Annotated in this window: 21 protein-coding genes; 19 read left to right on the plus strand and 2 right to left on the minus strand. The window is 69.1% G+C overall.

Translation table 11 applies throughout. The features are described 5' to 3' along the window. The first annotated feature begins 8 nt into the window (after positions 1-8). Complete coding sequence (locus OV427_RS34380) at positions 9-812, plus strand: hypothetical protein (protein WP_267863521.1); 804 nt, start codon at positions 9-11, stop codon at positions 810-812. 8 nt (positions 813-820) lie between these two features. On the opposite strand, the gene OV427_RS34385 is transcribed toward OV427_RS34380, so the two are convergent. Beyond that, the gene (locus OV427_RS34385; RefSeq protein WP_267860443.1) at positions 821-2,173 is read right to left on the minus strand and encodes a hypothetical protein; all 1,353 of its coding nucleotides are present in this window, start codon (positions 2,171-2,173) and stop codon (positions 821-823) included. A gap of 81 nt (positions 2,174-2,254) precedes the next feature. Here OV427_RS34385 and OV427_RS34390 point away from each other — a divergent pair, with 81 nt between their 5' ends. The 3 genes from OV427_RS34390 to OV427_RS34400 all read left to right on the plus strand — a co-directional run bounded on the left by OV427_RS34390 (position 2,255) and on the right by OV427_RS34400 (position 5,950). Beyond that, on the plus strand, positions 2,255-3,073 hold the full coding sequence (locus OV427_RS34390; protein WP_267860444.1) for a hypothetical protein: 819 nt from the start codon (positions 2,255-2,257) through the stop codon (positions 3,071-3,073). A 129-nt stretch (positions 3,074-3,202) separates the two neighbouring features. Next, positions 3,203-3,979, plus strand: coding sequence for a type VI immunity family protein (locus OV427_RS34395; RefSeq protein WP_267860445.1), 777 nt, complete (start codon positions 3,203-3,205; stop codon positions 3,977-3,979). A 165-nt stretch (positions 3,980-4,144) separates the two neighbouring features. Then, a complete protein-coding gene (locus OV427_RS34400; protein ID WP_267860446.1) occupies positions 4,145-5,950 on the plus strand; it encodes an acyl-CoA dehydrogenase family protein in 1,806 nt (601 codons plus the stop codon). Between the two features lie 48 nt (positions 5,951-5,998). Here the strand turns inward: OV427_RS34400 and OV427_RS34405 are convergent, their stop codons facing one another. Then, positions 5,999-6,706: a PilZ domain-containing protein gene (locus tag OV427_RS34405; RefSeq protein ID WP_267860447.1), complete on the minus strand. Its 708-nt coding sequence runs from the start codon at positions 6,704-6,706 to the stop codon at positions 5,999-6,001. Positions 6,707-7,068: 362 nt separating this feature from the next. Between OV427_RS34405 and mraZ the strand changes: the two genes are divergently transcribed. The 15 genes from mraZ to OV427_RS34480 all read left to right on the plus strand — a co-directional run bounded on the left by mraZ (position 7,069) and on the right by OV427_RS34480 (position 23,543). Next, complete coding sequence (gene mraZ, locus OV427_RS34410; protein WP_163995200.1) at positions 7,069-7,521, plus strand: division/cell wall cluster transcriptional repressor MraZ; 453 nt, start codon at positions 7,069-7,071, stop codon at positions 7,519-7,521. Positions 7,522-7,567: 46 nt separating this feature from the next. After that, positions 7,568-7,951 (plus strand): STAS domain-containing protein, encoded by a 384-nt coding sequence (locus OV427_RS34415; protein ID WP_267860448.1) that lies wholly within the window; start codon positions 7,568-7,570, stop codon positions 7,949-7,951. A 6-nt stretch (positions 7,952-7,957) separates the two neighbouring features. Then, on the plus strand, positions 7,958-8,872 hold the full coding sequence (rsmH, locus tag OV427_RS34420; protein WP_267860449.1) for a 16S rRNA (cytosine(1402)-N(4))-methyltransferase RsmH: 915 nt from the start codon (positions 7,958-7,960) through the stop codon (positions 8,870-8,872). Continuing rightward, the gene (ftsL, locus tag OV427_RS34425) at positions 8,869-9,291 is read left to right on the plus strand and encodes a cell division protein FtsL (protein ID WP_267860450.1); all 423 of its coding nucleotides are present in this window, start codon (positions 8,869-8,871) and stop codon (positions 9,289-9,291) included. Before rsmH ends, ftsL begins: the two co-directional genes overlap by 4 nt. Then, positions 9,288-11,309 (plus strand): penicillin-binding protein, encoded by a 2,022-nt coding sequence (locus OV427_RS34430; RefSeq protein ID WP_267860451.1) that lies wholly within the window; start codon positions 9,288-9,290, stop codon positions 11,307-11,309. Before ftsL ends, OV427_RS34430 begins: the two co-directional genes overlap by 4 nt. 51 nt (positions 11,310-11,360) lie before the next feature. Next, the gene (locus OV427_RS34435) at positions 11,361-12,881 is read left to right on the plus strand and encodes a UDP-N-acetylmuramoyl-L-alanyl-D-glutamate--2,6-diaminopimelate ligase (RefSeq protein ID WP_267860452.1); all 1,521 of its coding nucleotides are present in this window, start codon (positions 11,361-11,363) and stop codon (positions 12,879-12,881) included. Between the two features lie 52 nt (positions 12,882-12,933). Next, the gene (locus OV427_RS34440) at positions 12,934-14,334 is read left to right on the plus strand and encodes a UDP-N-acetylmuramoyl-tripeptide--D-alanyl-D-alanine ligase (protein ID WP_267860453.1); all 1,401 of its coding nucleotides are present in this window, start codon (positions 12,934-12,936) and stop codon (positions 14,332-14,334) included. Next, positions 14,334-15,512 (plus strand): phospho-N-acetylmuramoyl-pentapeptide-transferase, encoded by a 1,179-nt coding sequence (mraY, locus tag OV427_RS34445; protein ID WP_267860454.1) that lies wholly within the window; start codon positions 14,334-14,336, stop codon positions 15,510-15,512. Before OV427_RS34440 ends, mraY begins: the two co-directional genes overlap by 1 nt. A 24-nt stretch (positions 15,513-15,536) precedes the next feature. Further along, positions 15,537-16,904: a UDP-N-acetylmuramoyl-L-alanine--D-glutamate ligase gene (gene murD / locus OV427_RS34450; protein ID WP_267860455.1), complete on the plus strand. Its 1,368-nt coding sequence runs from the start codon at positions 15,537-15,539 to the stop codon at positions 16,902-16,904. Positions 16,905-16,909: 5 nt separating this feature from the next. Beyond that, positions 16,910-18,073, plus strand: coding sequence for a putative lipid II flippase FtsW (ftsW, locus tag OV427_RS34455; protein ID WP_267860456.1), 1,164 nt, complete (start codon positions 16,910-16,912; stop codon positions 18,071-18,073). Continuing rightward, complete coding sequence (murG, locus tag OV427_RS34460) at positions 18,070-19,215, plus strand: undecaprenyldiphospho-muramoylpentapeptide beta-N-acetylglucosaminyltransferase (RefSeq protein ID WP_267860457.1); 1,146 nt, start codon at positions 18,070-18,072, stop codon at positions 19,213-19,215. Before ftsW ends, murG begins: the two co-directional genes overlap by 4 nt. After that, positions 19,212-20,630 (plus strand): UDP-N-acetylmuramate--L-alanine ligase, encoded by a 1,419-nt coding sequence (gene murC / locus OV427_RS34465; RefSeq protein WP_267860458.1) that lies wholly within the window; start codon positions 19,212-19,214, stop codon positions 20,628-20,630. Before murG ends, murC begins: the two co-directional genes overlap by 4 nt. 5 nt (positions 20,631-20,635) lie before the next feature. Beyond that, a complete protein-coding gene (gene murB, locus OV427_RS34470) occupies positions 20,636-21,571 on the plus strand; it encodes a UDP-N-acetylmuramate dehydrogenase (RefSeq protein ID WP_267860459.1) in 936 nt (311 codons plus the stop codon). Further along, on the plus strand, positions 21,568-22,524 hold the full coding sequence (locus tag OV427_RS34475) for a D-alanine--D-alanine ligase (RefSeq protein ID WP_267860460.1): 957 nt from the start codon (positions 21,568-21,570) through the stop codon (positions 22,522-22,524). Before murB ends, OV427_RS34475 begins: the two co-directional genes overlap by 4 nt. 164 nt (positions 22,525-22,688) lie before the next feature. Next, positions 22,689-23,543 (plus strand): cell division protein FtsQ/DivIB, encoded by an 855-nt coding sequence (locus OV427_RS34480; RefSeq protein WP_267860461.1) that lies wholly within the window; start codon positions 22,689-22,691, stop codon positions 23,541-23,543. The last annotated feature ends 16 nt before the right edge of the window (positions 23,544-23,559 follow it).

Genomic DNA, 23,559 nt, shown 5'->3' on the forward strand with positions numbered 1-23,559 from the left:
TCGGTGCCATGCTGCTCGTCGCGGTGGGCACGGGCTGCCGCGACGAGAAGCCCGCCGAGCCGCTGCAGTCCCTGAAGCCGGAGCCGCTGCCGTCGCTCGCTTCGGGGAGTGGGGCGCCCGTCGGGGATGCGGGGGCCGTGGCGCGGGACGAGTCCGCGCCGTCCGTGGAGTTGGCGCCTGTCTACGGTGAGGCCGTGCCGGAGGAGGCGCTGCGACTCGAGCTGGCGGGAGAGCAGGTACGGCTGGGGCAGGAGTCCTTCGAGGCCGGGCGTCCCGCGGAGGCCGCGCGCCTGGCGGAGCGGGTGAAGGACCGCGAGGTGTTGCTGGTGCCGGACGCGGACACGTACCTGGTGCAGGTGTCCGAGTTGTTGAGGGTGCTGCGGGACTCGGCGAAGGCGGTGTGGCTGAAGCACCCGGACGGGCCGGTGGCGTACCCCGTGGTGCTGCGCGACGAGGCGGGCTTCCGTGCGTGGCTCGAGGAGGTGGCGGCGGGGAAGCTGCGCATCATCCAGCGCTCGGATGGCTTCGAGCTGATGACCAGCGTGGGCAAGCTGCCCGGGCCGGATGCGAATGGCCCATCGGTGCCGGTGCGTGGAGGGCGGCAGGACCTGGCGACGCTGCGCCGGGCGCTCGGACTGCTGAAGCGGCGCTTCAAGACGTCGGAGGACATCTGCCTCGTGCCGTCGTTCGGCACCGAGGTGGCTCAGGCGGTGAGGGCGCTCGGTGCGGTGTACACGGCGAATGGTGAGCCGCTGTTCGAGACGCTGTGCCTCATCTACCCCACGCCGCGCGGGGTGAAGGACGGGGGCTGAGACGTGTGTCAGGGCAATTCGCCCACGCCCGCGAAGGCCGTCATCCACGCGGCTTCGTCGCGGGCCCGGGCCGCGTAGCACTCGTCCTGCAACGAAGGTAGGGGCCAGCGATAGCAGGCCGCCTTCTGCACGGCCTCCTCCCAGATGCCCAGCTCGACCCAGCGGTTGACGGCCTTCTCCATGTCCGGGACATGGTGCGTCAGCTCGGAGCTGAAATTCTGCAGACGCATTCCCCGGCTCATCTCCAGGCGCGAGCGCTGCTCGCGCAGGCGCGCGCCGATGTCCCAGAGCATCCTTCCCATCCATCGCTGTTCGTCCTCGGAGAGGTGCGTCTTGGTGACGTCGGCGCGTTGGTGGAGGAGGAGACCGAGCGATATTCCCTGGGCCAGGATGACGAGCCGCCACGCGTGATGGCCCGGCGCGAGAATCAGGCCGTCGAAGAGGGAGCGCATCTCCTGGAAGAAGGCTCCATTCGAGTGTTGCTTCCAGGCGGGAATCGCAGACACCCGCTCGAGTGCCTCCAGGTCCGAGCGCTGGAAGGGCATGGTGGCGGTGCTGCCTTTCAGGAGCGAGAACAACGCGAGTTGCTGCGTCGGGGGTGAAGCGTCGGCGACCTTCTGGAGCCGCTTCTCCACGTCGTCGAGGAGGAGGGCCACGATATCGGGGTCAGTCTCGGGCGCGCTGAGCTGGGCCAGGAGCGCCATCAACAGCGGCACGGAGGTCGTGGCGGCAATCTGCTTCACGAGCCATAGGATGTTCGCCCTGCGCTTGCTCAGCGTGACGTCGAGTGCCACGAGCGCGAAGCGCTGTTCGTCGCTGGCCTGGTCCCAGTTTTGCTCGGGGACGCCGAGCAGGTACTCCATGCCCATGGCCTCGGGAAGGAGCGGGCTCTTGGAGAAGTCGGGCGTGCCGAGCGCCAGCCATGAATCGAAGAACGCATGTCTCCAGTCAGGAGCCTGGGGCCGGCGTTCCGTGAGCTCGAGCAGGAGCTTGGCTTCGGGTGTCCCTTTCAACCTCGGAACATCGAGGACGTTCCGTGCCGCGTCCCAGTTGCGCTCTTCCAGGTGGATGCCTGCGAGCAGCAGCAGGGCGGGGGCGTAGCCCCGGGATGCCTGAAGTGCCTCGGCTGCTTCCTTGCGAGCGTCGGGAGCGTTCGCGAAGCAGAAGGGGGCGGCCCGTTCGACGAGTGCTGCGGCCCGGGCATCGTCGTTTGCCTGCTCGCGCCACTTGAAGGTGGCCACGCCTCCACCCGCGAGGATGGGAGCGAGCCCGAGCGACCAATGCAACACGCGGCGGCGGGACCACTTCCGCTCAGGCGCGGTCGCGTCGCGTGGCTCGGAGGGCACGCTGTCATTGTTCACGGAGGGCTCAAGAGTAGAGACAAGGGAGGGACAGGTCGCGATGCTACCCTCGATTCGATGATTCCCACCGTGAGACATGGCGTGGTGCTGCTGCTCCTGTCCCTGTTCCAGGGTGGGTGTCTGGCGGAGTCCTCACTGGATGGCGGAGAGCTGAAGTGCGGCCCTCGGGACCTCACGCCCGAGTGCTGTCTGAAGCGGAACCCCGGTGATTGGCAGAAATGTACCGGTGCTTCAGGTCCAGCCGAGGCGGGCATTTCCGTAGCCATGAAAATCGCGTCCGTGGGGGCTTCCGCTGCACTCGCGCTCCAGCCCATCATCGGTTCCGCCGAGCGCCGGGGCGTGGAACTGGCTACGGACCTACGTTCCGATGTCGAAGCGGCCATCTTGAAGTGCGTGCGCAGGGTGGAGCGGCAAGGCAACGACAACTACTTCGATGGTGAGAGCCCGAGCCGGGAACAGTGCGCCGAGCTCAAGATGGAGGGGCAGACCTGGGCCATGTACCTGGGCGCCTTCAAGCACAGCCTGGCATGGGACTGCATCCACGAAGCCTTGAAGAAGCTGTTGCCCCATCGCTACCTGTTCGAGCCTCGTTTCCGGCTCAATGAGCGGACAGGGGAGTGGGAGTACCTCACCCCGAAGGCAGTGAATCAGACTGTGTCGAACCTGGGGTGGAAGGGACTGGAAGGCACCATTGCGCCGGACATCGTCATCATGGATGAGCGCGGCGTCATCATTCATGTCTACGACATGAAGTTCCCATGCCCGGAGAGCAATGTGGCCAGTTGGCACCGCTACACCAAGGCCCCATGGGAACCGTTCCGGCAGGACGAAATCTACCTTGATGCACTCAAGGCAGAGCCCTGGCTTGTCTCTCCCAGAGAAGGCGTGAAACGGCGGTAGGTCGAGGTCCCAAGAATGCGTTACCCAAGACTGCGCTACGCGAATCGCGAGGGCTTCCCAATCGCCAGTGATGTTGTGGTCATGTGCTTCTACCTTCAGCATGCCCACAATCGCATTGCACCCGTCGTCATGAGTGCGCTCGACCTCTTTCGGGAGCGCACGAGTCCATATCGGCTCGATTGGAGCTTCGACGCCGAAGGACAATCCCACCCGCTCGATGATGCTGAATGGGAACGCATCCGCCAGCAGGTGTTGGAGACCAATGAGTCTGCGGTCGTTCATTTGTCGGGAGAGCCGCGTGTTGGTGGGCTCTATGTTGATTACAGAGGGTTGCGTTGCTACCCGCTGCCCTGGCCGGGACGAGAGCGCGATGTGAGCGCCTTGTTCCTGCTCCTGCCGACCGAGTACCTGGAGGAAAACGGCCCAGGTCGGATTCGAGAGTTGGCTCTCGACCTGGCTGAACAGTTCCCCTTCACCTCCGGATACGTTGACCTTGCTCTCGACGGAGGTGGCATGGATGGAGAGGCCGCCGCTCTCGTACGTACGCGGTATCCCGGCATGCACATGACGTTCGGGTCCCCGGACATCCGCATGGACACCCACGTCGACGGCGTCCACTGGATGAACTTCCTCGGCCAACCCGTGCTCGGGAAACTCGGCGGCAGCTCCGCCCTTCGCGAGCGACTGACTCTCCCCGGAATCTCCATCCAGGAACTCACTGGCGACCGTGCCCTCATCACCCTGGGCGAAGCCCCGAACCCCGGCGACACAGAGACCGGAGAGACGCTCCCCCTCCACCGTGCGCTCGCCCGGCTCCTCGAGCCGTACCTCTACCGGAACACCCGGCCGCTCGGCCGGATGACTCCGGAGGACATGCGCCGCTGGGAGCGCCGCTTCCTGGACTGAGCACTCCGGCGCGCCGCCGGCCCCGCCGTCGGACCTGCGCGTCCGCATGAAGCCAGCGGCCGTGGTTGCTACTACCTCCCTGTCCCGCCACACCCTAGATTGCCCGCGGCGGGAGCCTGCCCGCCCGGCGGAGGGACGTCCCTTCCGCGCACCTGGAGGTCGTTGATGGTTGCCGTACTCGAGCCCGCCCCTTCGAAGGAGATTCCCGCCGGCGGCGCGTTCCTCTTCCAGGAGGTGGGCGCCACCCGCATCGTCACCCCTGAGACATTCGCCGAGGACCAGCGCCTCTTCTTCAAGACGGCCCTCCAGTTCTCCCGCGAGCAGGTGCTCCCCCAGGCCGAGCGCATCGAAGCCAAGGACAACGCCCTCCTGCGCAACCTCCTCCGCCAGGCCGGTGAACTGGGCCTGCTCAGCGTGGACATCCCCGAGGCCTACGGCGGCACCGGCCTCGACAAGACGACCTCCCTCCTGCTCGCCGAGGCGATGAGCCTCAACGGCTCCTGGTCCGTGACTTTCGGCGCGCACACCGGCATCGGCACGCTGCCCATCGTCTGGTTCGGCAACGCGGCCCAAAAGCAGAAGTACCTCCCGAAGCTCGCCACCGGTGAGTGGGTCGCCGCCTACGCCCTCACGGAGCAGGGCAGCGGCAGCGACGCGCTCGGCGCGAAGACGAAGGCGGTGCGCTCGCCGGACGGCAAGCACTGGATTCTCAACGGCTCCAAGCTCTACATCACCAACGCGGCCTTCGCGGACGTGTTCGTCGTCTTCGCCAAGGTGGACGGCGACAAGTTCACCGGCTTCATCGTCGAGAAGGACACTCCCGGCCTCACCGTGGGCCCGGAGGAACACAAGATGGGCATCCGCGGCTCGTCCACGTGTCCCCTCTACTTCGAGGACGCGCGCGTCCCGGTGGAGAACCAGCTCGGCGAGGTCGGCAAGGGCCACAAGATTGCCTTCAACATCCTCAACTACGGCCGCCTCAAGCTGGGCGCGGGCGTGCTGGGCGGCATGAAGCTCCAGCTCCAGCACGCGCTGCGCTTCACGCAGGAGCGCAAGCAGTTCGGCACCCCCATCGTCCAGTTCCCCCTGTCGCGCGAGAAGCTGGCCCGCATGACGGCGCTCATCCACGCCGTGGAGAGCATGACGTACCGCACCGCCGGCCTCGTGGACGCGCGCCTCGCCGGCCACGACAAGACCGCCGCCGACCACGAGACGCGCCTGCTCGCCGCCGTCGAGGAGTACGCCATCGAGTCGTCCATCATGAAGGTGCACGGCTCGGAGTCGCTCGGCATCCTCGTGGACGACGCCGTGCAGCTCCACGGCGGCGCCGGCTACATCGAGGAGTATCCGGTGGAGCGCGCGTACCGCGACGCACGCATCAACCGCATCTTCGAGGGCACCAACGAAATCAACCGCATGCTCATCGTCGGCATGCTCCTCAAGCGCGCGGTGAAGGGCGACCTGCCGCTGTTCGCCGTCGCCGGCAACGTGGCCGATGAGCTGTCCCGGGGCGAGCGCCCCCGCGCGCGCGGCCAGGACGCGCTGGCCCCGCAGGAGGTGGCCGCCGAGTCCGCCAAGCACCTCGCCCTCCACGGCCTGCGCATCGCCGCGGAGACCTTCGGCACGGATTTGGAGAAGCACCAGGAGGTGCTCGCCGCGCTGTCGGACGTGGTGATGGACGCCTTCGCGCTGGACTCCATGGTGACGCGCACCCGGCAGGCCGCCGGCCAGGGGAAGCTGGACCCGGTGCGCGTGGCGCTGACGCAGCTGTACGCGCTGGACGCCGTCCCCCGCGCCTTCGACAGGACGCGCCGCGCGCTGTGCGCCACGCTCCAGGGCGAGGCGCTCGACAAGGAGCTGAAGCGCCTCTCCTCGCTGGACGTCTTCACTCCGTACAACCCCGCAGAGCTGCGCGAGACGGTGGTGACGGCGCTCGAGGCCGCGGGCAGCTACCCGTTCAGCCAGGAGTAGAGCGGGGCAGGGGGCGGGGCTTCCGGAACAGGAGGAGCCCCGTGCGCCTCACGGCATCCGCGTCACCGCGTCCATGCCGAAGCTCACGCGCGCCTTCCAGGGCGCGGGGGGCAGGGACGCCAGGGTCAGCAGGGCCTCCAGCCGCTTCTGCATCTCCGGCCGCAGCCGTCCGAAGGTGGCGCCGAAGCCCGGCGTCACCGTCTCCGAGTGCTTCTTCGGCACCGACGAGGTCCACACCACCTCGCCGTGCAGCATCAGCGGGCCCCCCTGGAGGTCCATCTCCAGGAGGAAGGGCGTGCCCACGTGCACCTTGCGGGGCAGCGCCGGGGCCTGTACCTCCAGCCCCACGCCGCCCTTGGAGATGTCCCGCACCAGGAAGATGGGGGACATGGGCGCCGCCTCCATCGCGCGCAGGTGCAGGGGCAGTCGCGGGAAGCGGCGCAGCCCCTCCTGCTCCTGAACGGAGAAGATGCGCTGGAGCATGGCGTCCAGCGCGGTGCGGTCCTGGCCCACGCCGTAGCGCACGGTGAGCAGGTAGCGCTGTGACTCGCGCGGCTCCACCTGCACCACCTCGCCCAGGACCTCCACGGGTCTGGGCACGCCTCCGGCGTGCAGCTCGAAGGTGAAGCGAGTCCCGAGCGGAAGGCTGCGGCGCGTCTCCAGCGTGACGCCCCCCTGCCCGACGCTGCGTGTGTACTCCCCCACCAATGACTGCGGGGTCTTGTAGGCCACCTTCAGTCGTACGTTCGTATTCACGCAAAAGGCACTCTGCGCCTGTCTCCGGGTGGAACTCAAGCACGCCCCATCTCCCTGGGTAGGGCGCCGCGACGCGGCAACCACTGGACCTTCCAGGTGTGGCGGGACTTCTGGAATCGGCCACTCGCGGTGCGGGGGCCTCTGGATTCCAGCCGCCCGCGGTGCGGGGGCCTCCGGAATCCATCCGCGAGCCCCGTGCCGCACCGCTCCAGGTGTCTGGCGCCAACGAACTGCTGTTCCAACCTGTTGCGGTTTCTTGACCCCCCCCAGGGGGACGCGTATGTATGCCGCCCGGTAGTGGCAAGGAGTGGGAAGGAGTGGAGGTCAATCCCCTGTCGGGTTGAAAAGGTGGATCGTCCCGCGTGTTCCGAGGCGTCTATGAGCACCAGATCGACGCGAAGGGGCGGACGAGCCTCCCGGCGAAGCTCCGGGAAACGCTGGTGGGCGCCTACGACGAGCGGCTCATCATCACCACGGCGCTCGACAGGTGCCTCCACGCGTACCCGGTGCGGGAGTGGGAAGCGCTGGAGGCATCCCTGGCCCGCCGCAACCCGATGGAGCCAGGGGTGAAGACGCTGATGCGCCTGTACGTGGCCAGCGCGCAGGAGTGCCCGTTGGACAAGCTGGGGCGCCTGCTCATCCCTCCCACGCTTCGCACCTATGCCGGGCTGGAGAAGGACGTGGTGTGGGCGGGGATGGTGAAGGTGATTGAGCTGTGGAGTCGCGAGGGCTGGGCGAAGGCGCAGGAGGAGGCCCGCCAGGAGGCGACCTCCGCGGATGTCATGAAGGTGCTGTCGGAGCTGCGCCAGCAGTAGCGGGAAAGTCGACAGGGCTCAGAAGTCCCGGGAGGGTGGCAAGCGTATGAACCAGGTTCTGGAGGTGCGGCGAGGGGCGGGCGCGGCGGTGGCTACCGGGCGCGTGGAGACGCTCATGCTCGAGGGCGAGCTGAGCGAGCAGGACCTGCTTCAGCTCTGCGAGGACCTCACCCGGAAGATGCAGCGCGGCGTGCGCCAGGTGGTGCTCGACTTCGCCGACGTGGGGCACCTGAACTACCGGGGCGTCAAGCCGCTCATGGCCCGCGCGGAGGCCTTCCGCCGCACGGGCGGCGACCTGAAGCTGTCCGGCCTGTCGCCGTACCTGGCCGCCATCTTCCGCGCGGCCGGCGCGCACGACGCCTTCGAAATCTACCCGCACATGAACGACGCCCGGGCCGCCTTCGCGCTCGCGCGGGCCCCGTTCGTCTGACGGCGCGTGGAGGCCTTGGACTTCCAGCACCAGACCGTCCTCCTGCGGGAAGCAGTGGACTTGCTCCAACCGGGAGTGGGGAAGGTGATCATCGACGGCACACTGGGCGGCGGTGGCCACACGGAGGCGCTCCTGGCTCGGGGCGCCACCGTGGTGGGCGTGGACCGCGACCCGGTGGCGCTCGCCGCGGCCACCTCGCGCGTGGGGGGCAACCCGCGCTTCCAGGCCCGGCAGGGCAACTTCGCCGAGCTGCCCCGCGTGGCCGCGGAGCTGCTCCCGGTGGACGGGGTGCTGGTGGACCTGGGCGTCTCCTCCCCACAGCTCGACGTGGCCGAGCGCGGCTTCTCCTTCATGAAGGAGGGCCCGCTGGACATGCGCATGGGCGACACGGGGCCCACCGCCGCGGAGCTCATCGCCTCCATGGATGAGCGCGACCTGGCCCACATCCTCAAGGAGTACGGCGAGGAGCCCTTCGCGCTGCCCATCGCCCGTGAGCTGAAGCGCGCGCTGCCCACGCGCACCCTGGAGGCCGCCGAGGTGGTGAAGCGGGCGGTGCCGCGCAAGGCGTGGCCCAACCGCATCCATGTCGCCACCCGCACGTTCCAGGCGCTGCGCATGGCCGTCAACGGTGAGCTGGAGGCGCTGGACGCGCTGCTCGCCGCCATCCCGGGCCTCCTCAAGGTGGGCGGCCGCGCCGCCATCATCGCCTTCCACTCCCTGGAGGACCGGAAGGTGAAGGAGGCCTTCAGGGACATGGTGGGCCGGTGCACCTGTCCGCCGGGGCTGCCGGTGTGCGCCTGTGGCTATTCGGGTGCGTTCGCCCTGGTGACGAAGAAGGCCGTGGCCGCCTCGGACGAAGAGGTGGAGGCCAACCCCCGCTCTCGCAGCGCGCACCTGCGCGTGGTGGAGAAACTCCGATGAGCAAGGCGACTTCCAGGTTCGGTTCGACGCGTGGCTCCGTCTCGCTGACGGGGGTGCTGATGCACCTGTTGCCGCCCGTCCTCCTCTTCGCCCTCTTCGCGGCGGTGGGCATGCTCCACGTCACCAGCCGCGTGCTGGTGGTGGACATGGGCTACCGCCTGTCGAGCGCGGAGGCCGAGAGCCGCACCCTCACCCGGGAGAACGACCGGCTGAAGCTGGAGCTGGCCACCCTCAAGGCCCCGGCGCGGCTGGAGCGCGTGGCGCGCGAGCAGCTGGGCATGGCCATGCCCACCGGCGGCGCGGTGGTGTCGCTGGCCGCGGAGAAGCCGGCCCGCGGGGACGCCCGTGTCGAAGCACGCGGCTCCGAGCAGGCCGGCGCGCGGGTGGCCGGGCGCGGCGCGACGGGGTCGGCGCGGTGAGGGACTTCAAGGCGACGCGGGCTCCCGAGCCCAACGCGAAGTGGCTGAGGCTGCGGGTGCAGCTGCTGTTCGGCCTCTTCCTGACGCTGCTGGGCGTCGCCTTCGGTCGCGCGGTGTTCCTCCAGGTCTTCGAGCAGGAGAAGCTGCGCGGCCTGGCGCAGGACCAGTACGTCCGCCAGATTGAAATCCCCGCCCGCCGCGGCGACATCTTCGACCGGCGCGGCACCCCCCTGGCCCAGAGCGTGGAGGTGGACTCCATCTGGGTGGACCCGTCGATGCTGCCGGACGTGCGGGCCGCCTCGCGCGCGCTGGCCAAGGCCCTCAAGGTGGACGCGGACGAGATGGCCGCCCGCCTGGGCCGCGCCAAGCGCTTCGCCTGGGTGAAGCGCCAGGCGAAGCCGCAGGAGGTGGAGGCGGTGAAGGCGCTGGGCCTGCCCGGTTTCGGCTTCACCAAGGAGCCCAAGCGCTTCTACCCGCAGCGCGAATTGGGCGCCCACGTGGTGGGCATGGTGGGCATGGACGGGCACGGCCTGGAGGGCCTGGAGCTGGCCTTCGAGGACGAGCTGTCCGGGCAGAACTCGCGCATGTCCGGCTTCCGCGACGCCAAGGGCCGCAAGCTGCTGGTGCAGGGCGCGTTGGACCCGCTGGAGCGCCAGGGCGCCGCCGTCACCCTCACCCTCGACCGCCACCTCCAGTACGTGACGGAGAAGGCGCTGGCGAAGGCGGTGGAGGAGGCCAAGGGCGTGGCCGGCATGGCGGTGGTGTTGGATCCGCGCACCGGCGAATTGCTCGCCCTCGCCAACCACCCGCGCTTCAACCCCAACAACCCCGGGGCCGGCACGCGCGCCGAGATGCGCAACCGCGCCGCGCTGGACACCTTCGAGCCCGGCTCCACGACGAAGCCCTTCGTGGTGGCCGCCGCCCTGGAGCAGCAGTCGATAACGCCCGACAGCGTCTTCTTCTGCGAGAACGGCGCCTGGCCCATCGGCCGCCACACCATCAACGACACCCACCCGCACGGCTGGATGGCTCCCCGGGCCATCCTCCAGGTGTCCTCCAACATCTGCATGGCGAAGATTGCCCAGGCGCTGGGGCGCGAGAAGCTGGTGGCGGGCTACCACGCCTTCGGCTTCGCCGAGCGCACCGGCCTGGCGCTGCCGGGCGAGGGGCGCGGCGTCATCCCCTTCCCGAAGGCGGAGGTGGCCCTGGCGACCCAGTCCTTCGGCCAGGGCATGACGGCCACCGCGGTACAGATTGCGTCCGCCTATGGTGCGCTGGCCAACGATGGCGTGCTCATGCGGCCCTACCTCGTGTCGAAGGTGGTGGACCCGGATGGGGTAGTCCTGCTGGAAAACCGCCCCACGGAGATTCGCCGGGTGGTTTCATCCAAGGTGGCCCGGCAGGTGGTGGGCATGCTCGAGAGTGTGGTGACCAGGGAGGGGACCGCCCCTCGGGCCGCCATGGAGGAGTACAGGGTGGCGGGCAAGACAGGCACGGCCCAGAAGGCGGACCCCGTCGCTCGGGGGTATTCGGACAAGCGAATCGCCTCCTTCGCTGGCATGGTGCCGGCCGAGTCTCCGCGTGCGGTAATTCTCGTCGTAGTGGACGAACCGAAGACAGACGTATACGGGGGGCTCGTGGCTGCCCCTGCTTTCAAGGAGATTGCGACTGCCGCCATGGCCCACCTGGCCGTGCCCCCGTCCCGGACGGTGGCACCCGAGGTGGCCGTGGCAGCCGTGTCCCCCGCGCCCGCCGCGGCGAAGCCGGTGGCCCCCAAGGCCGCCGTGCCCGCGCGTCCGGTGCTGGCGGAGGCGGTGACGGAGACCCCGGAGCCCGGCACGGTGCGTGTGCCGGACGTCCAGGGACAGGTAGGACGAGAAGCCGTGGTGAAGCTGCTCGCCGCGGCCCTCGAGCCACAAGTAATGGGCAGTGGACGAGTGGTGTCTCAAACCCCCGCCGCCGGCGCACTGGTGGAGAAGGGGGCCCGGGTGACGCTGGAGCTCGCGACGCGGCAATGAGGCCGCGCTCGCTCCAGGACCCGCGCTTGCAAGACGTGTGAAGGGGAAGAGATGAAGCTGACGGATGTCCTCGCAGGATGTGGTGCCGAGCAGACCTCGGGCGGCCGTTCCGCGGTTGACGTCACCGGTGTGACGCAGGACTCGCGGCGCGTGAAGGCGGGGGACCTCTTCGTCGCCATTCCTGGCACGAAGGAGGATGGGGCCCAGTTCATCGGCGAGGCCGTGTCCCGTGGTGCGGTGGCGGTGGTCTCCGAGAAGCCGGTGCCCTCCTCGCAGGTGCCCTTCTTCAAGGTGGGCAACGCGCGCAAGGCCCTGGCCATCATCGCGGCCAACTTCTACGGCCGTCCCGCCGACCAGCTCACGCTGCTCGGTGTCACCGGGACGAACGGGAAGACGACGACGACCTACTTGCTGGAGGCGATGAGCACGGCGGCCTATGCGGCCACCGGGGTCATCGGCACGCTGGGCTACAAGTTCTCCGGAAAGACGGTGGAGAGCGCCAATACCACCCCGGATGCGCTGGAGCTGCACCGCATCTTCCGGGAGATGGTCGACGCGGGGGTGGAGACGGTCATCATGGAGGTGTCCAGCCATGCGCTCGCGCAGGAGCGCGTGCACGGGCTCACCTTCAAGGCGGCGGGCTTCTCCAACCTGAGCCGGGACCACCTCGACTACCACAAGGACATGGAGGACTACTTCCAGGCGAAGCGGAAGCTGTTCGCCGAGAACCTGTCCGCCACCGGCGTGGCCGTGGTCAACGGCGACGACACCTACGCCAGCCGCATCTACAACGAGCTGCGCGGCCAGAAGCGCATGGCGTGGAAGTTCAGCCGCGTGGGCAATGGAGAAGTCTCCGCCGCCGACGTCACCTTCACGCTCCAGGGCATCAAGGGAACGCTGAAGACGCCCGCGGGTGACATCCCCATCAAGAGCAAGCTCCTGGGCCCCCACAACCTGGAGAACATCCTCCTGGCGGCGGGCATCGGCCTGGGCGCGGGCTTCGCCCGGCGCGACGTGCAGGAGGGCATCGAGCGCATGACGCCGGTGGCCGGCCGCATGGAGCGCGTGGAGAACTACGGCCCCGGTGGCGCACCGGCGGTGCTGGTGGACTACGCGCACACCGACGACGCGCTCAAGCGCGCGCTGGAGGCCGCTCGCGCGCTGGCCAAGGGCCGTGTCATCACGGTCTTCGGCTGCGGTGGCGACCGGGACAAGGGCAAGCGTCCGCTGATGGGCGCGGTGGCGGCGGAGGCCGCGGACCTGGCCATCGTCACCAGCGACAATCCCCGCAGCGAGAACCCGGACGACATCATCGGCGAGGTCACGCCGGGCCTGGAGAAGGGCGGCCTGCGCCGCATCTCCGCGGGCAAGGCCAAGTCGGGTGAGAAAGGCTACCTGGTGGACGCGGACCGCCGCGCGGCGATTGAACTCGCCATCGGCCTGGCCAGCGCGGACGACGTCGTCCTCATCGCCGGCAAGGGCCACGAGACGTACCAGCAGGTGGGCACGGAGAAGCACAACTTCGACGACCGCCAGGTGGCGGCGAAGGCGCTGGCCAACCGTACCCCCTAGCTGAAGTCACGAGAGCGCGGCCCGGCCCGGCCGCGCTCGCCCCCACACCCCTATGTCAGCCCGATTCAACGACGATGAGGTGGTGCAGGCGACCGGGGCCACCCGGCGCGGAGGTCCGGCCCCGGCCGCGTTCTCCGCGGTCTGCACCGACACGCGCTCGCTCACCCCGGGCTGTCTCTTCGTGGCCCTCGTCGGCGAGCGCTTCGACGCGCACGCCTTCGTGGATGCGGCGGCGAAGGGTGGGGCGGCTGGCGCCGTCGTCGGGCGCGGGCGCACGCTGCCCGCGCTGCCGGAGGGCTTCCCCCTCTACGAGGTGGAGGACACGCTGATGGCGCTGGGGGCCCTCGGCCGCCACCACCGGCAGCACTTCAAGATTCCCCTCTGCGCGGTGGGCGGCTCCAACGGGAAGACGACCACCAAGGAGATGGTGGGCGCCATCCTCGCCACGCGCGGGCCGGCCCTGAAGACGGAGGGCAACCTCAACAACGAGATTGGCGTCCCGCTGACGCTCTTCCGCCTGGAGCCCCAGCACGTGGCGGCCGTCATCGAGGTGGGCATGAACCGCCCCGGTGAGATTGAACGGCTCACCCGCGTGGTGCGGCCGGATGCCGGTGTCATCACCGTCGTCCAGCCCGAGCACCTGGAAGGCCTGGGCAGCATCGAGGGCGTGGCGGAGGCGGAAGGGGAGATGTTCCGCGAGCTGGGCCCCACGTCCACGGTGGTCGTGAATGTGGACGACCCGCTCATCCCGAAGCAGGCCGCGCGGAGCAAGGCGAAGCAGCTGACCTTCGGCCGGGCGGAGGGCGCGGACGTGCGGCTCACGGCGGTGGAGACGCGCGGCCGCGAGGGCATGGTGGCCACGGTGCGCTACTCCGGCCGTGACTGGCCGGTGCGGCTGCACTTCATCGGTCCGCACAACGCGCAGAACGCCACGGCGGCCTTCGCGCTGGCGCTGGCGCTGGGCTACTCGCCGGAGGAGTGCGTGCGCGGCCTGGAGACGGCGCGGCCGTACGCGCGGCGCCTCAACGTGGTGGATGGCAAGGGCGGCGTGACGGTGATTGACGACTGTTACAACGCCAACCCGGCCTCCATGGACGCGGCGCTGGAGACGCTGGGCACGCTGGTGCCCGCAGGCGGCCGTCCGGTGGTGGTGCTGGGGGACATGCTGGAGCTGGGCCCGGGCGAGCTGGAAGAGCACTCGCGCCTGGGCGGGCGCGTTCCCGGGCACGCGAAGCTCGCGGCCTTCTTCGGTCCCCGCTCCGTCAAGGGGTGGGAGGCCGCTTCCATGGGCAATTCCGCTGCCCACTTCACCGAGATTGAGCCGCTGGTGGCCTGGCTGTCGCCCCAACTGCGCGCGGGTGACGTGGTGCTGGTGAAGGCCAGCCGTGGCATGCGGCTGGAACGGGTGGTGGCGGCGCTGACGGGCGCGCCAGCCCCCGGAGGAACTCACTAGTGCTGTATCTCCTCTACGAGCTCATCCAGAACACGGAAGCCGGGCGCGTCCTCAACTTCCTGCGCTACCCCACCTTCCGCATCATCGCCGCGGGCGTCTTCGCCCTGCTGCTCGGCATGCTCATCGGTCCCCGGCTCATTGCCCGCCTGCGGCTGAAGCAGCACGGGCAGAGCAACGTGCGCGAGGACACGCCGGACACGCACCAGAAGAAGAAGGGCACGCCCACCATGGGCGGCTCGCTCATCCTCATCTGCATCGCCGCCGGTACGCTGCTGTTCGCGGACCTGGGCAGCCGTGGCGTGTGGGTGATGCTGCTGCTCACCTTCGGCTACGGCTTCATCGGCTTCCTGGATGACTGGCTGAAGCTGTCCAAGCGCAACTCGAAGGGGCTCGCCGGCCGCAAGAAGATGGTGCTGCAGACCTTCTTCTTCCTCGTCGCGGTGTTCGGCCTGCTCACCACGTGGACGCACCCGGACGGCTCCTTCGGGCCCACGCTGCTCATCAACACGAAGCTGACGGTGCCCTTCATCCCCACGCGCTGGTTCAACCCGGACCTGGGCTGGTTCTACGTCGTCTTCGCGTGGATCGTCATCGTCGGCACCTCCAACGCCGTCAACCTCACCGACGGCCTGGACGGCCTGGCGATTGTCCCCACCATCGTCTCCGCCATCACCTTCGCGGTGCTCTGCTACGTGGCGGGCACCACGCTGAGCATCGCGGACTCGGAATTGGTGAACGGGGTGCCAAAACTCGTGGCCACGCCGCTGTACCAGTACCTGGGCATCCTCCAGGTGCCGGGCGGCGCGGAGCTGGCCGTGTTCTGCGCGGCCATTGTCGGCGCGGGCATCTCCTTCCTCTGGTTCAACACCTATCCGGCCTCCGTCTTCATGGGCGACATCGGCTCGCTGGCGCTGGGTGGCGCGCTGGGCGGCCTGGCCGTCCTGTCCAAGAACGAGGTGGTGTCCGCCATCATCCACGGCATCTTCTTCGCCGAGGCGCTGAGCGTGATGATTCAGGTGGCCTCCTTCAAGATGACGGGCAAGCGCGTCTTCAAGATGGCGCCGGTGCACCACCACTTCGAGCTGAAGGGCCTGGCCGAGCCGAAGATCATCGTCCGTTTCTGGATCGTCTCCATCCTCTGTGGTGGCGTGGCGCTCCTGTCGCTCAAGCTGCGCTGAAACCGCGGCAAAGGGGGCTCGGCCATGTCGTTGTCGCTGTCCGGTCAGAAGGTCCTCGTCTACGGGCTGGCGAAGAGTGGCGTGGCGGCGCTGCGCCTCCTGCGCCAGCACGGCGCTCACGTCACGGCGCTGGATGCGCGCACCGAGGACGCGCTGGGCGAGGTGGGCCGCGAGGTGAAGGCCCTCGGCGCTTCGCTCGTCACCGGCCCGGTGCCTCCGGGCCTGCTCGCGTCGCAGGACCTGGTGGTGGTGAGCCCCGGTGTGCCGCTGGCGCTTCCGGAGATTGAAGCGGCGCGCACCGCGGGCGTGGCGGTGTGGGGCGAGGTGGAGCTGGCCTCGCGCTTCCTCACCGAGGTGCCCCTGTTCGGGATTACGGGCACCAACGGAAAGAGCACCACCACGGCGCTCACCGGCGAGCTCTTCCTGCGCGGCGGCCAGCGTACCTTCGTGGGCGGCAACCTGGGCCGGCCCTTCTCCGAGGCCGCCCTGGCCCCGAAGGACTGGGACGCGCTGGTGGTGGAGCTGTCCAGCTTCCAGCTCGAGGGCATCCGCACCCTGCGCCCGCGCGGCGCCGCCATCCTCAACCTCACGCCGGACCACCTGGACCGGTACGCCACCCACGCCGACTACGGCGCGGCGAAGGCTCGCATCTTTCAAAGCCAGCAGGCCGGGGACTTCGCGGTGGTCAACGCGGACGACGCGGACGTGCTGGGGCTGGCGCGCGCGGCGAAGGTGCCCGTGTACGGCTTCGGCATGACGGGGCGCCCGGTGGCGGACGCGCCGAAGCTGGCGGGCCAGGCCATCGCGGAGGAGGGCGGGTTCCGGCTCGACTTCCTGAACGAGCACTACCGGCTCACCAACCGCGCGCTGCGCGGCGCGCACAATGCGCAGAACGCCATGGCGGCGGCACTGCTGGCGCGGCTGGGCGGCGTGCCGGCCGACGCGGTGCAGGCGGGACTGGACAGCTACCCGGGACTGCCGCACCGCATGGAGAGCGTGCGCGTGCTGGACGGCGTGGAGTGGGTGAACGACTCCAAGGCCACCAACGTGGACTCGGTGCTGGTGGCACTGCGCGCCTTCAAGGGCGACCTGTGGCTGATTGCCGGCGGCAAGGGAAAGGGCGCGCCGTACGCGCCCATGGTGGAGGAGGGGCGGGGCAAGGTGAAGGGCGTGCTCACCATCGGTCAGGACGCCGACGTCCTGGCAAAGGCGTATGCGGGCCAGGCGCCGGTGCATGCATGCGGCACGCTGGACGCGGCGGTGAAGAAGGCGCGCGAAGTGGCGAAGGCGGGGGACACGGTGCTGCTGTCGCCCGCGTGCGCGTCGTATGACCAGTTCAAGAACTTCGAGGACCGGGGCGACACCTTCAAACGCCTCGTCGGGGCGCTGTGATGGACATGAAGACCACTCCTCCCGCGTCCGCCTCCGTGCGGTTCGACCCGATACTCCTGTGCGCCGTGCTCGGCCTCGTCACCTTCGGGCTGGTGATGGTGTACTCGGCCAGCGCGGTGCTGGCGCAGGACAAGCTGGGTGACAGCCTGTACTTCTTCAAGCGCCAGCTCACCGCGGCCGGCATGGGCGTGGTGGCCATGGCGGTGGCCATGAAGGTGGGCTGGCGCAAGCTGGCGCGCTGGGCGTACCCGCTGCTGCTCATCGCCATCGTCCTGCTGGTGGCGGTGGCCATCCCCGGCATCGGCACCACGGCGGGCGGCGCGCGCCGGTGGATTCGCCTGCCGGGCTTCAGCCTGCAGCCCGCGGAGTTGGCGAAGTTCGCCTGGGTCGTCTACCTGTCCTACTCGCTGGCGAAGAAGCGCGAGAAGGTGGCCACCTTCTCCGTGGGCTTCCTCCCGCACCTGGCCCTGTGTGGAGTGCTCGTCCTCCTGTGCATGCTCCAGCCGGACTTCGGCAGCAGCGTGCTGCTGGTGTTCATGCTCTTCGTGCTGCTCTTCGCGGCCGGGGCGAAGCTGAGCTACCTGGTGGGCTCGGTGCTGCTGGCGCTGCCCCTGGCGTACGTCGCGATTGCGACGAGCCCGTACCGCATGAAGCGCATCCTCGCCTTCCTGGACCCGTGGGCGCACCGGCACGACGTGGGCTACCAGGTGGCCGAGTCGCTGATGTCCATCGGCTCGGGCGGAGTGTCGGGCCTGGGGCTGGGGGACGGGCGGCAGAAGCTCTTCTTCCTGCCGGAGGCGCACACCGACTTCATCTTCTCCATCATCGGCGAGGAGACGGGGCTGATAGGCGTGGGGTTGCTGGTGACGCTGTACGGAATGGTGCTGTGGCGCGGGGTGCGCGCCAGCCTGGCCGCGGGGGAGACGTTCGGCACGTACCTGGGGCTGGGCATCACCTCCATCATCGCGTTCCAGGCCACGGTGAACATGTGCGTGGCCATGGGGCTGCTGCCCACGAAGGGGCTGACGCTGCCCTTCGTCTCGTACGGAGGAACTTCCTTGGTGGTGCTGATGGGAGCGGCGGGGGTGCTGTTGTCCTTGAGCGCGAATGCCGAGCCGGCAACACGCGCCACGCGGACGGGCACGGACATGCGGGAGGTGACGGCGTGAAGGTCCTCATCGCGGGCGGCGGCACCGGTGGCCATCTCTTCCCGGGCATCGCCCTGGCGGAAGAGGTGACGACGCGTCACCATGGCAACGAGGTGGTCTTCGTGGGCACCGAGCGGGGCCTCGAGGCGCGCGTGGTGCCGAAGGAGGGCTACCCGCTGGAGTTGGTGAAGGTGCAGGGCCTCAAGGGGAAGAACCTGTTCGCCTTCATCAAGGCGCTCTTCGCCCTGCCGCTGGCCTTCATCGAGTCGTTCCGCATCCTCGCCCGGCAGAAGCCGGACGTGGTGGTGGGCGTGGGCGGCTACGCCAGCGGGCCGGTGGTGCTGGCCGCATGGCTGATGGGCATCCCCACCGCGATTCAGGAACAGAACGCGCTGCCGGGCCTCACCAACAAGCTGCTGGGCAAGGTGGTTCGCGTCGTCTTCACCGCCTTCGAGGGCGCGCACCGCTTCTTCCCGGAGAAGAAGGTGCAGCTCATCGGCAACCCCATCCGCCGCAAGCTGATGGACAACTACCTGCGCAGCCACGTGGCGCACGAGAAGTTCTCGCTGCTCGTCTTCGGCGGCAGCCTGGGCGCGCGCGGCATCAATCAGCGGATGATTGAGGCGTTGAACTCCCTGGGCGACCTGAAGGACGGGCTGCACTTCGTCCACCAGACGGGGAAGAACGACCTGGAGCAGGTGCGCAAGGGCTACGCGGAGAAGGGCTTCCAGGCGGACGTGGTGGAGTTCATCGACGACATGTCGAGCGCGTACGCGAAGGCGGACCTCGTCGTCTGTCGCGCCGGGGCCACCACGCTGGCGGAGCTGACCGTGTGCAAGAAGGCCAGCATCCTCATTCCCTTTCCTCACGCCACGGATGACCACCAGGCCGTGAATGCGAAGGCACTCGTGGACGCGGGCGCGGCGCTGATGTTCCGCGAGTCGGAGCTCACCGGGGAGAAGCTGGCGGAGGTCATCCGCACCCTGAAGAGCGACCCGGCGAAGCTGAAGAACATGGAGAAGAAGGCGGGCCTGCTGGGCCGCCCGGAGGCAGCCAAGGAGCTGGCGGACGTCTGCGTGGACCTGATGGTGCAGGCGTGGGGCCCCAATGGTAGGGAGCGCGCCCCCACCGAGCCGAAGAAGGCGCCGAGGAGCCACTCGTGACGAAGAACAAGCCCGTCAGCCTCTTCAAGACGCGCCACGCCGCGCAGGTGCACTTCGTGGGCATCGGCGGCATCGGCATGAGCGGCATCGCCGAGGTGCTGCTCAACCTGGGCTACCGGGTGTCCGGCAGCGACTTGAAGGAGAGCGACATCACCCGGCGCCTGACGCGCATGGGGGCCACCATCTTCGAGGGGCACAAGGCGCAGAACCTCGTCCAGGCGGACGTGGTGGTCATCTCCTCCGCGGTGCGCAAGGACAACCCGGAGGTCGTCACCGCGCGGCAGCGGAAGATTCCCGTCATCCCCCGCGCGGAGATGCTCGCGGAGTTGATGCGCCTGAAGTACTCCGTCGCGGTGGCGGGCAGCCACGGCAAGACGACGACGACGTCCATGGTGGCCACGGTGCTGAGCGCCGCGGGGTTGGACCCGACGGCGGTGGTGGGCGGCAAGGTGAACGTGCTCGACTCCAACGCCAAGCTGGGCAAGAGCGAGCTGATGGTGGTGGAGGCGGACGAGAGCGACGGCAGCTTCCTCAAGCTGCACCCGTCCATCTCCATCGTCACCAACATCGACCCGGAGCACATGGACCACTACGGCACGCTGGACACGCTCCAGTCCGCCTTCGTGGAGTTCTGCAACCGGGTGCCCTTCTACGGCCTCAACGTCCTCTGCCTGGACAACCCCAACGTCCAGGCACTGCTGCCGCGGATTGAGAAGCGCTTCGTCACCTACGGCAGTTCGCATATGGCGGACTACCGGCTGGAGAACATCCAACTGGACGGCTTCACCACCACCTTCCAGGCCTTCCGCCGGGACGAGCCGCTGGGCGAGTTCCGCGTGCGCATGGTGGGCGCGCACAACGCCTTCAACGCGCTGGCCGTCATCGCCGTGGCGGAGGAGATGGACATCCCGCTGGAGACGGTGCGCGGCGCGCTGGCCGAGTTCGGCGGCGTGCAGCGGCGCTTCACCGTGCGCGGCGAGGCGCAGGGCATCACCGTGGTGGACGACTACGGGCACCACCCCACCGAGGTCATGGCCACGCTGGCCGGCGCGCGCAAGGCCTTCGGCCGCCGCGTGGTGGTGGCCTTCCAGCCGCACCGCTACACGCGCACCCACGACTTGATGAAGGAGTTCTCCACCTCGTTCAACGACGCGGACGTGCTCTTCGTCACCAGCGTCTACGCGGCGGGCGAGGAGCGGATTGCGGGCGCCACCGGCGACGCGCTGGCGGACGCCATCCGCGCGCACGGCCACCGTGACGTCACCTTCGTGGAGAAGCGCACCGAATTGCCGGCGGCGCTGCTGCCCCGGCTGCGCGAGGGCGACCTGGTGCTCACGCTGGGCGCGGGCGACATCACCCAGGTGGGGCCGGACCTGCTCACCCTGCTGGGCACCTCCTCTTTGTCGAAGGGCTGAGCCCCATGGTCGAAGCGGGCGTGAGGACGGCGCTGGCGGAGCGCGTGGCGCGGCTGTCCGGCTGCGAGGTGAAGCCGGGCGAGCCCCTGGCCCCGCTCACCAGCGTTCGGGTGGGCGGCGCGGCGGAAGCGCTGGTGCGCCCGCGCTCGCCGGAGGCGCTGGTGGCGCTCCTGAAGCTGGCGCGCGAGGAGGGCATTCCCATCTCCATCCTCGGCGGTGGCGCCAACACGCTGGTGGGCGATGGCGGCGTGCCGGGCTTCACCCTGAAGCTGCCCGGAGACCTCTTTCCGGAAGTGGCGGACGTGGGCCCCGAGGAGGGCCGCCTCACGCTGGGCGCGGGCGCGGCCATCGTCCGGCTCATCAACCTCATGCGCGGCAATGCGCTGGTGGGCGCGGAGTTCCTCGCCGGTATTCCCGGCACGCTGGGCGGCGCGGTGGCCATGAATGCCGGCACCAAGAACGGAGAGGCCTTCCGTGCGATTGAGGCGGTGGAGGTCGCCACGGCGGACGGGGTGGGGTGGCTGGAGAAGGCTCGGATTCCGCACGCCTACCGTCATTCCGAATTGCCGCCGGACAGTGTGGTGACGCGGGTGCGCTTCCTCTTGAGAAAGGGGGACGTGCAGGCGTCCAAGGCCGCCATGGACGCGGACCTGGGCTACCGCAAGCGCACGCAGCCGCTGAGTCAGCCCAACTTCGGCAGCGTCTTCACCAACCCGCTGGGCGACCATGCCGGCAGGCTCATTGAATTGGTCGGCCTCAAGGGGCATACGCTGGGCCGCGCGCAGGTCTCCATCCTGCACGCCAACTGGATTGTGAATCTGGGCGGAGCCACCGCCCGTGACGTGCTGGGCCTCGTCACCCTCATGCAGCAGCGGGTGCGCGAGGAGACCGGCGTCGACATGAAACCCGAAGTCAAGCGCGTGGGAGAGTTCCTGCCATGACCCCGAATCGCGGCGCCTTCACGAAGGACGAGCTCAAGACGAAGCGCGTGGGCGTGCTCTATGGCGGCCTGTCCGCCGAGCGTGAAGTCTCCCTGCGCACCGGCGCGGCCGTGGCCGGAGCGCTGCGCTCGCTGGGCTACGACGTGGTGGAAGTGGACGTCGGCAAGGACCTGCCCGCGCGTCTCATCGCGGAGAAGGTGGACGTGGCGTGGCTGGCGGTGCACGGCCGCTATGGCGAGGACGGGTGCCTCCAGGGCCTGCTGGAGTCCATGTTCATCCCCTACAGCGGCAGCGGCGTGCTGGCCTCCGCGCTGGGCATGGACAAGGTGTACGCCAAGCAGGTCTTCGTCGCGTACGGCATCCCCACTCCGGCGTACCGCGCCTTCAAGGACGCGGAGTCGGCGCTGGCGGCGGCGGACTCGCTGCCCTTCCCCTTCCCGGTGGTGGTGAAGCCCAGCCGCGAGGGCAGCAGCGTGGGCGTTCATATCTGCAAGAAGCGCGAGGACTACGACGCCGCCGTGAAGGACGCGGCGAAGTACGCCGGCACCCTGCTGGTGGAGCAGTTCGTCAAGGGACGCGAAGTGCAGGGTGGGGTGCTGGACGATGAGGCCCTCGGCGTCATCGAGGTGCGCGCCGCGCGCGAGTTCTACGACTACGAAGCCAAGTACAAGGCGGGCTCCGGTACTCAGTATCTCTTCCCCGCGCCCCTGCCTCCTGAGCAGTATGCCCGGGTGAACGAGGTGAGCCTGGCCGCGCACAAGGCCCTCGGCTGCAGCGGGGGCTCCCGGTCCGACGTCATCATCACCGAGGGGGGGGACGTGTTCCTGCTGGAGATCAACACGCTGCCCGGCATGACGGCCACCAGTCTCCTCCCCAAGATTGCCGCCGGACGTGGTATCGACTTCCCGGCCCTGTGTGAGCGCCTGCTGTTGGGCGCCTCCCTCAAGGCCTGAGCCGCCCCCTCGCGGGCCCGACGCAACTTGGCGCCGGGCTTCGTCGAAAACCCCCGGAAGTCCCTGGCCCCGCACCCGCCGCCAGCGCTACAGCGACGTGCCTGTAGCCAAAAACTGGCGTGGAGATCCATCCGCGCGCAGCATGCGTGCGACCGTCCCGACCCATGGCCTTTGGCAGAGCGCGAAATCGTCGTCGTCAGGATACCGCCCAGCAGAAGGAGGCGGTGAAGGGTGCCGTGCGCTCGCACGGCCCCGGCGTCCTGAAGGTGCTCGCGCTGACGCTGGCCACGGGCCTGCTGGTGTGGGGCGGGGTGGAATCGCGGCACTGGGCGCTGACGTCGCCCCGCTTCGACCTCGCGGCGGTGTCCTTCTCCGGCCTCCAGCGCGCCTCGCGCGTGGAGTTGCTGCGGCTGGCGGTGCTGACGAAGGGGCAGAACCTGTGGACCCTGGACACGGGCGCCCTGGAGCGCGCCATGTCGCAGCACCCCTGGGTGAAGACGGTGGAGGTGACGCGGCGCTTCCCCAACCGCGTGTCGGTGGAGGTGACCGAACACGTGCCGGTGGCCCTGGCGGTGCTGGGCGAGTTGTACGTCCTGGACGAGGACGGTGAGCCCTTCAAGCGGGTGACGCCGGGGGACGGGCTGGATTTGCCGCTCGTCACGGGGTTGGACCGCGAGGGGTACGTGACGGACCCGACGGTGGCGCGCGAGCGCCTGCGCTCGGCGCTGGAGGTGGCGAGCGCCTATGCGCGGCTGTCAACCGACAAGGCCGAGCGCCTGTCCGAGGTCCGCATGGAGGCGCAGAGCGTGGCGCTGGTGACGGCGTCCGGCCAGGAAGTGCGCCTGGGAGAAGGAGATTCCGAGGTCAAGCTGCAGCGGCTGGCCCGGGTCCGGCGAGAGCTGGGCACGAGGGGGCTTGCAGCGGAGATCATTCACCTGGATAACCGTGCCCGACCCGGTTGGGTGGCGGTGAAGCTTTCGAGCCCTGTCTCCGAGAGGAACGGGGTCTCGACGCGGTAAGCGGATGCCCCTTTCA

The sequence above is a fragment of the Pyxidicoccus sp. MSG2 genome (assembly GCF_026626705.1).
Taxonomy (GTDB): domain Bacteria; phylum Myxococcota; class Myxococcia; order Myxococcales; family Myxococcaceae; genus Myxococcus.

Bases quoted from the DNA above. Each gene is read 5' to 3' on its own strand.
- OV427_RS34380 (WP_267863521.1), top strand. From the start codon at position 9: ATGCTGCTCGTCGCGGTGGGCACGGGCTGCCGCGACGAGAAGCCCGCC.
- OV427_RS34395 (WP_267860445.1), top strand. From the start codon at position 3,203: ATGAGTGCGCTCGACCTCTTTCGGGAGCGCACGAGTCCATATCGGCTC.
- OV427_RS34400 (WP_267860446.1), top strand. From the start codon at position 4,145: ATGGTTGCCGTACTCGAGCCCGCCCCTTCGAAGGAGATTCCCGCCGGC.
- OV427_RS34415 (WP_267860448.1), top strand. From the start codon at position 7,568: ATGAACCAGGTTCTGGAGGTGCGGCGAGGGGCGGGCGCGGCGGTGGCT.
- ftsL (WP_267860450.1), top strand. From the start codon at position 8,869: ATGAGCAAGGCGACTTCCAGGTTCGGTTCGACGCGTGGCTCCGTCTCG.
- OV427_RS34435 (WP_267860452.1), top strand. From the start codon at position 11,361: ATGAAGCTGACGGATGTCCTCGCAGGATGTGGTGCCGAGCAGACCTCG.
- OV427_RS34440 (WP_267860453.1), top strand. From the start codon at position 12,934: ATGTCAGCCCGATTCAACGACGATGAGGTGGTGCAGGCGACCGGGGCC.
- murD (WP_267860455.1), top strand. From the start codon at position 15,537: ATGTCGTTGTCGCTGTCCGGTCAGAAGGTCCTCGTCTACGGGCTGGCG.
- ftsW (WP_267860456.1), top strand. From the start codon at position 16,910: ATGAAGACCACTCCTCCCGCGTCCGCCTCCGTGCGGTTCGACCCGATA.
- murB (WP_267860459.1), top strand. From the start codon at position 20,636: ATGGTCGAAGCGGGCGTGAGGACGGCGCTGGCGGAGCGCGTGGCGCGG.
- OV427_RS34475 (WP_267860460.1), top strand. From the start codon at position 21,568: ATGACCCCGAATCGCGGCGCCTTCACGAAGGACGAGCTCAAGACGAAG.
- OV427_RS34480 (WP_267860461.1), top strand. From the start codon at position 22,689: ATGGCCTTTGGCAGAGCGCGAAATCGTCGTCGTCAGGATACCGCCCAG.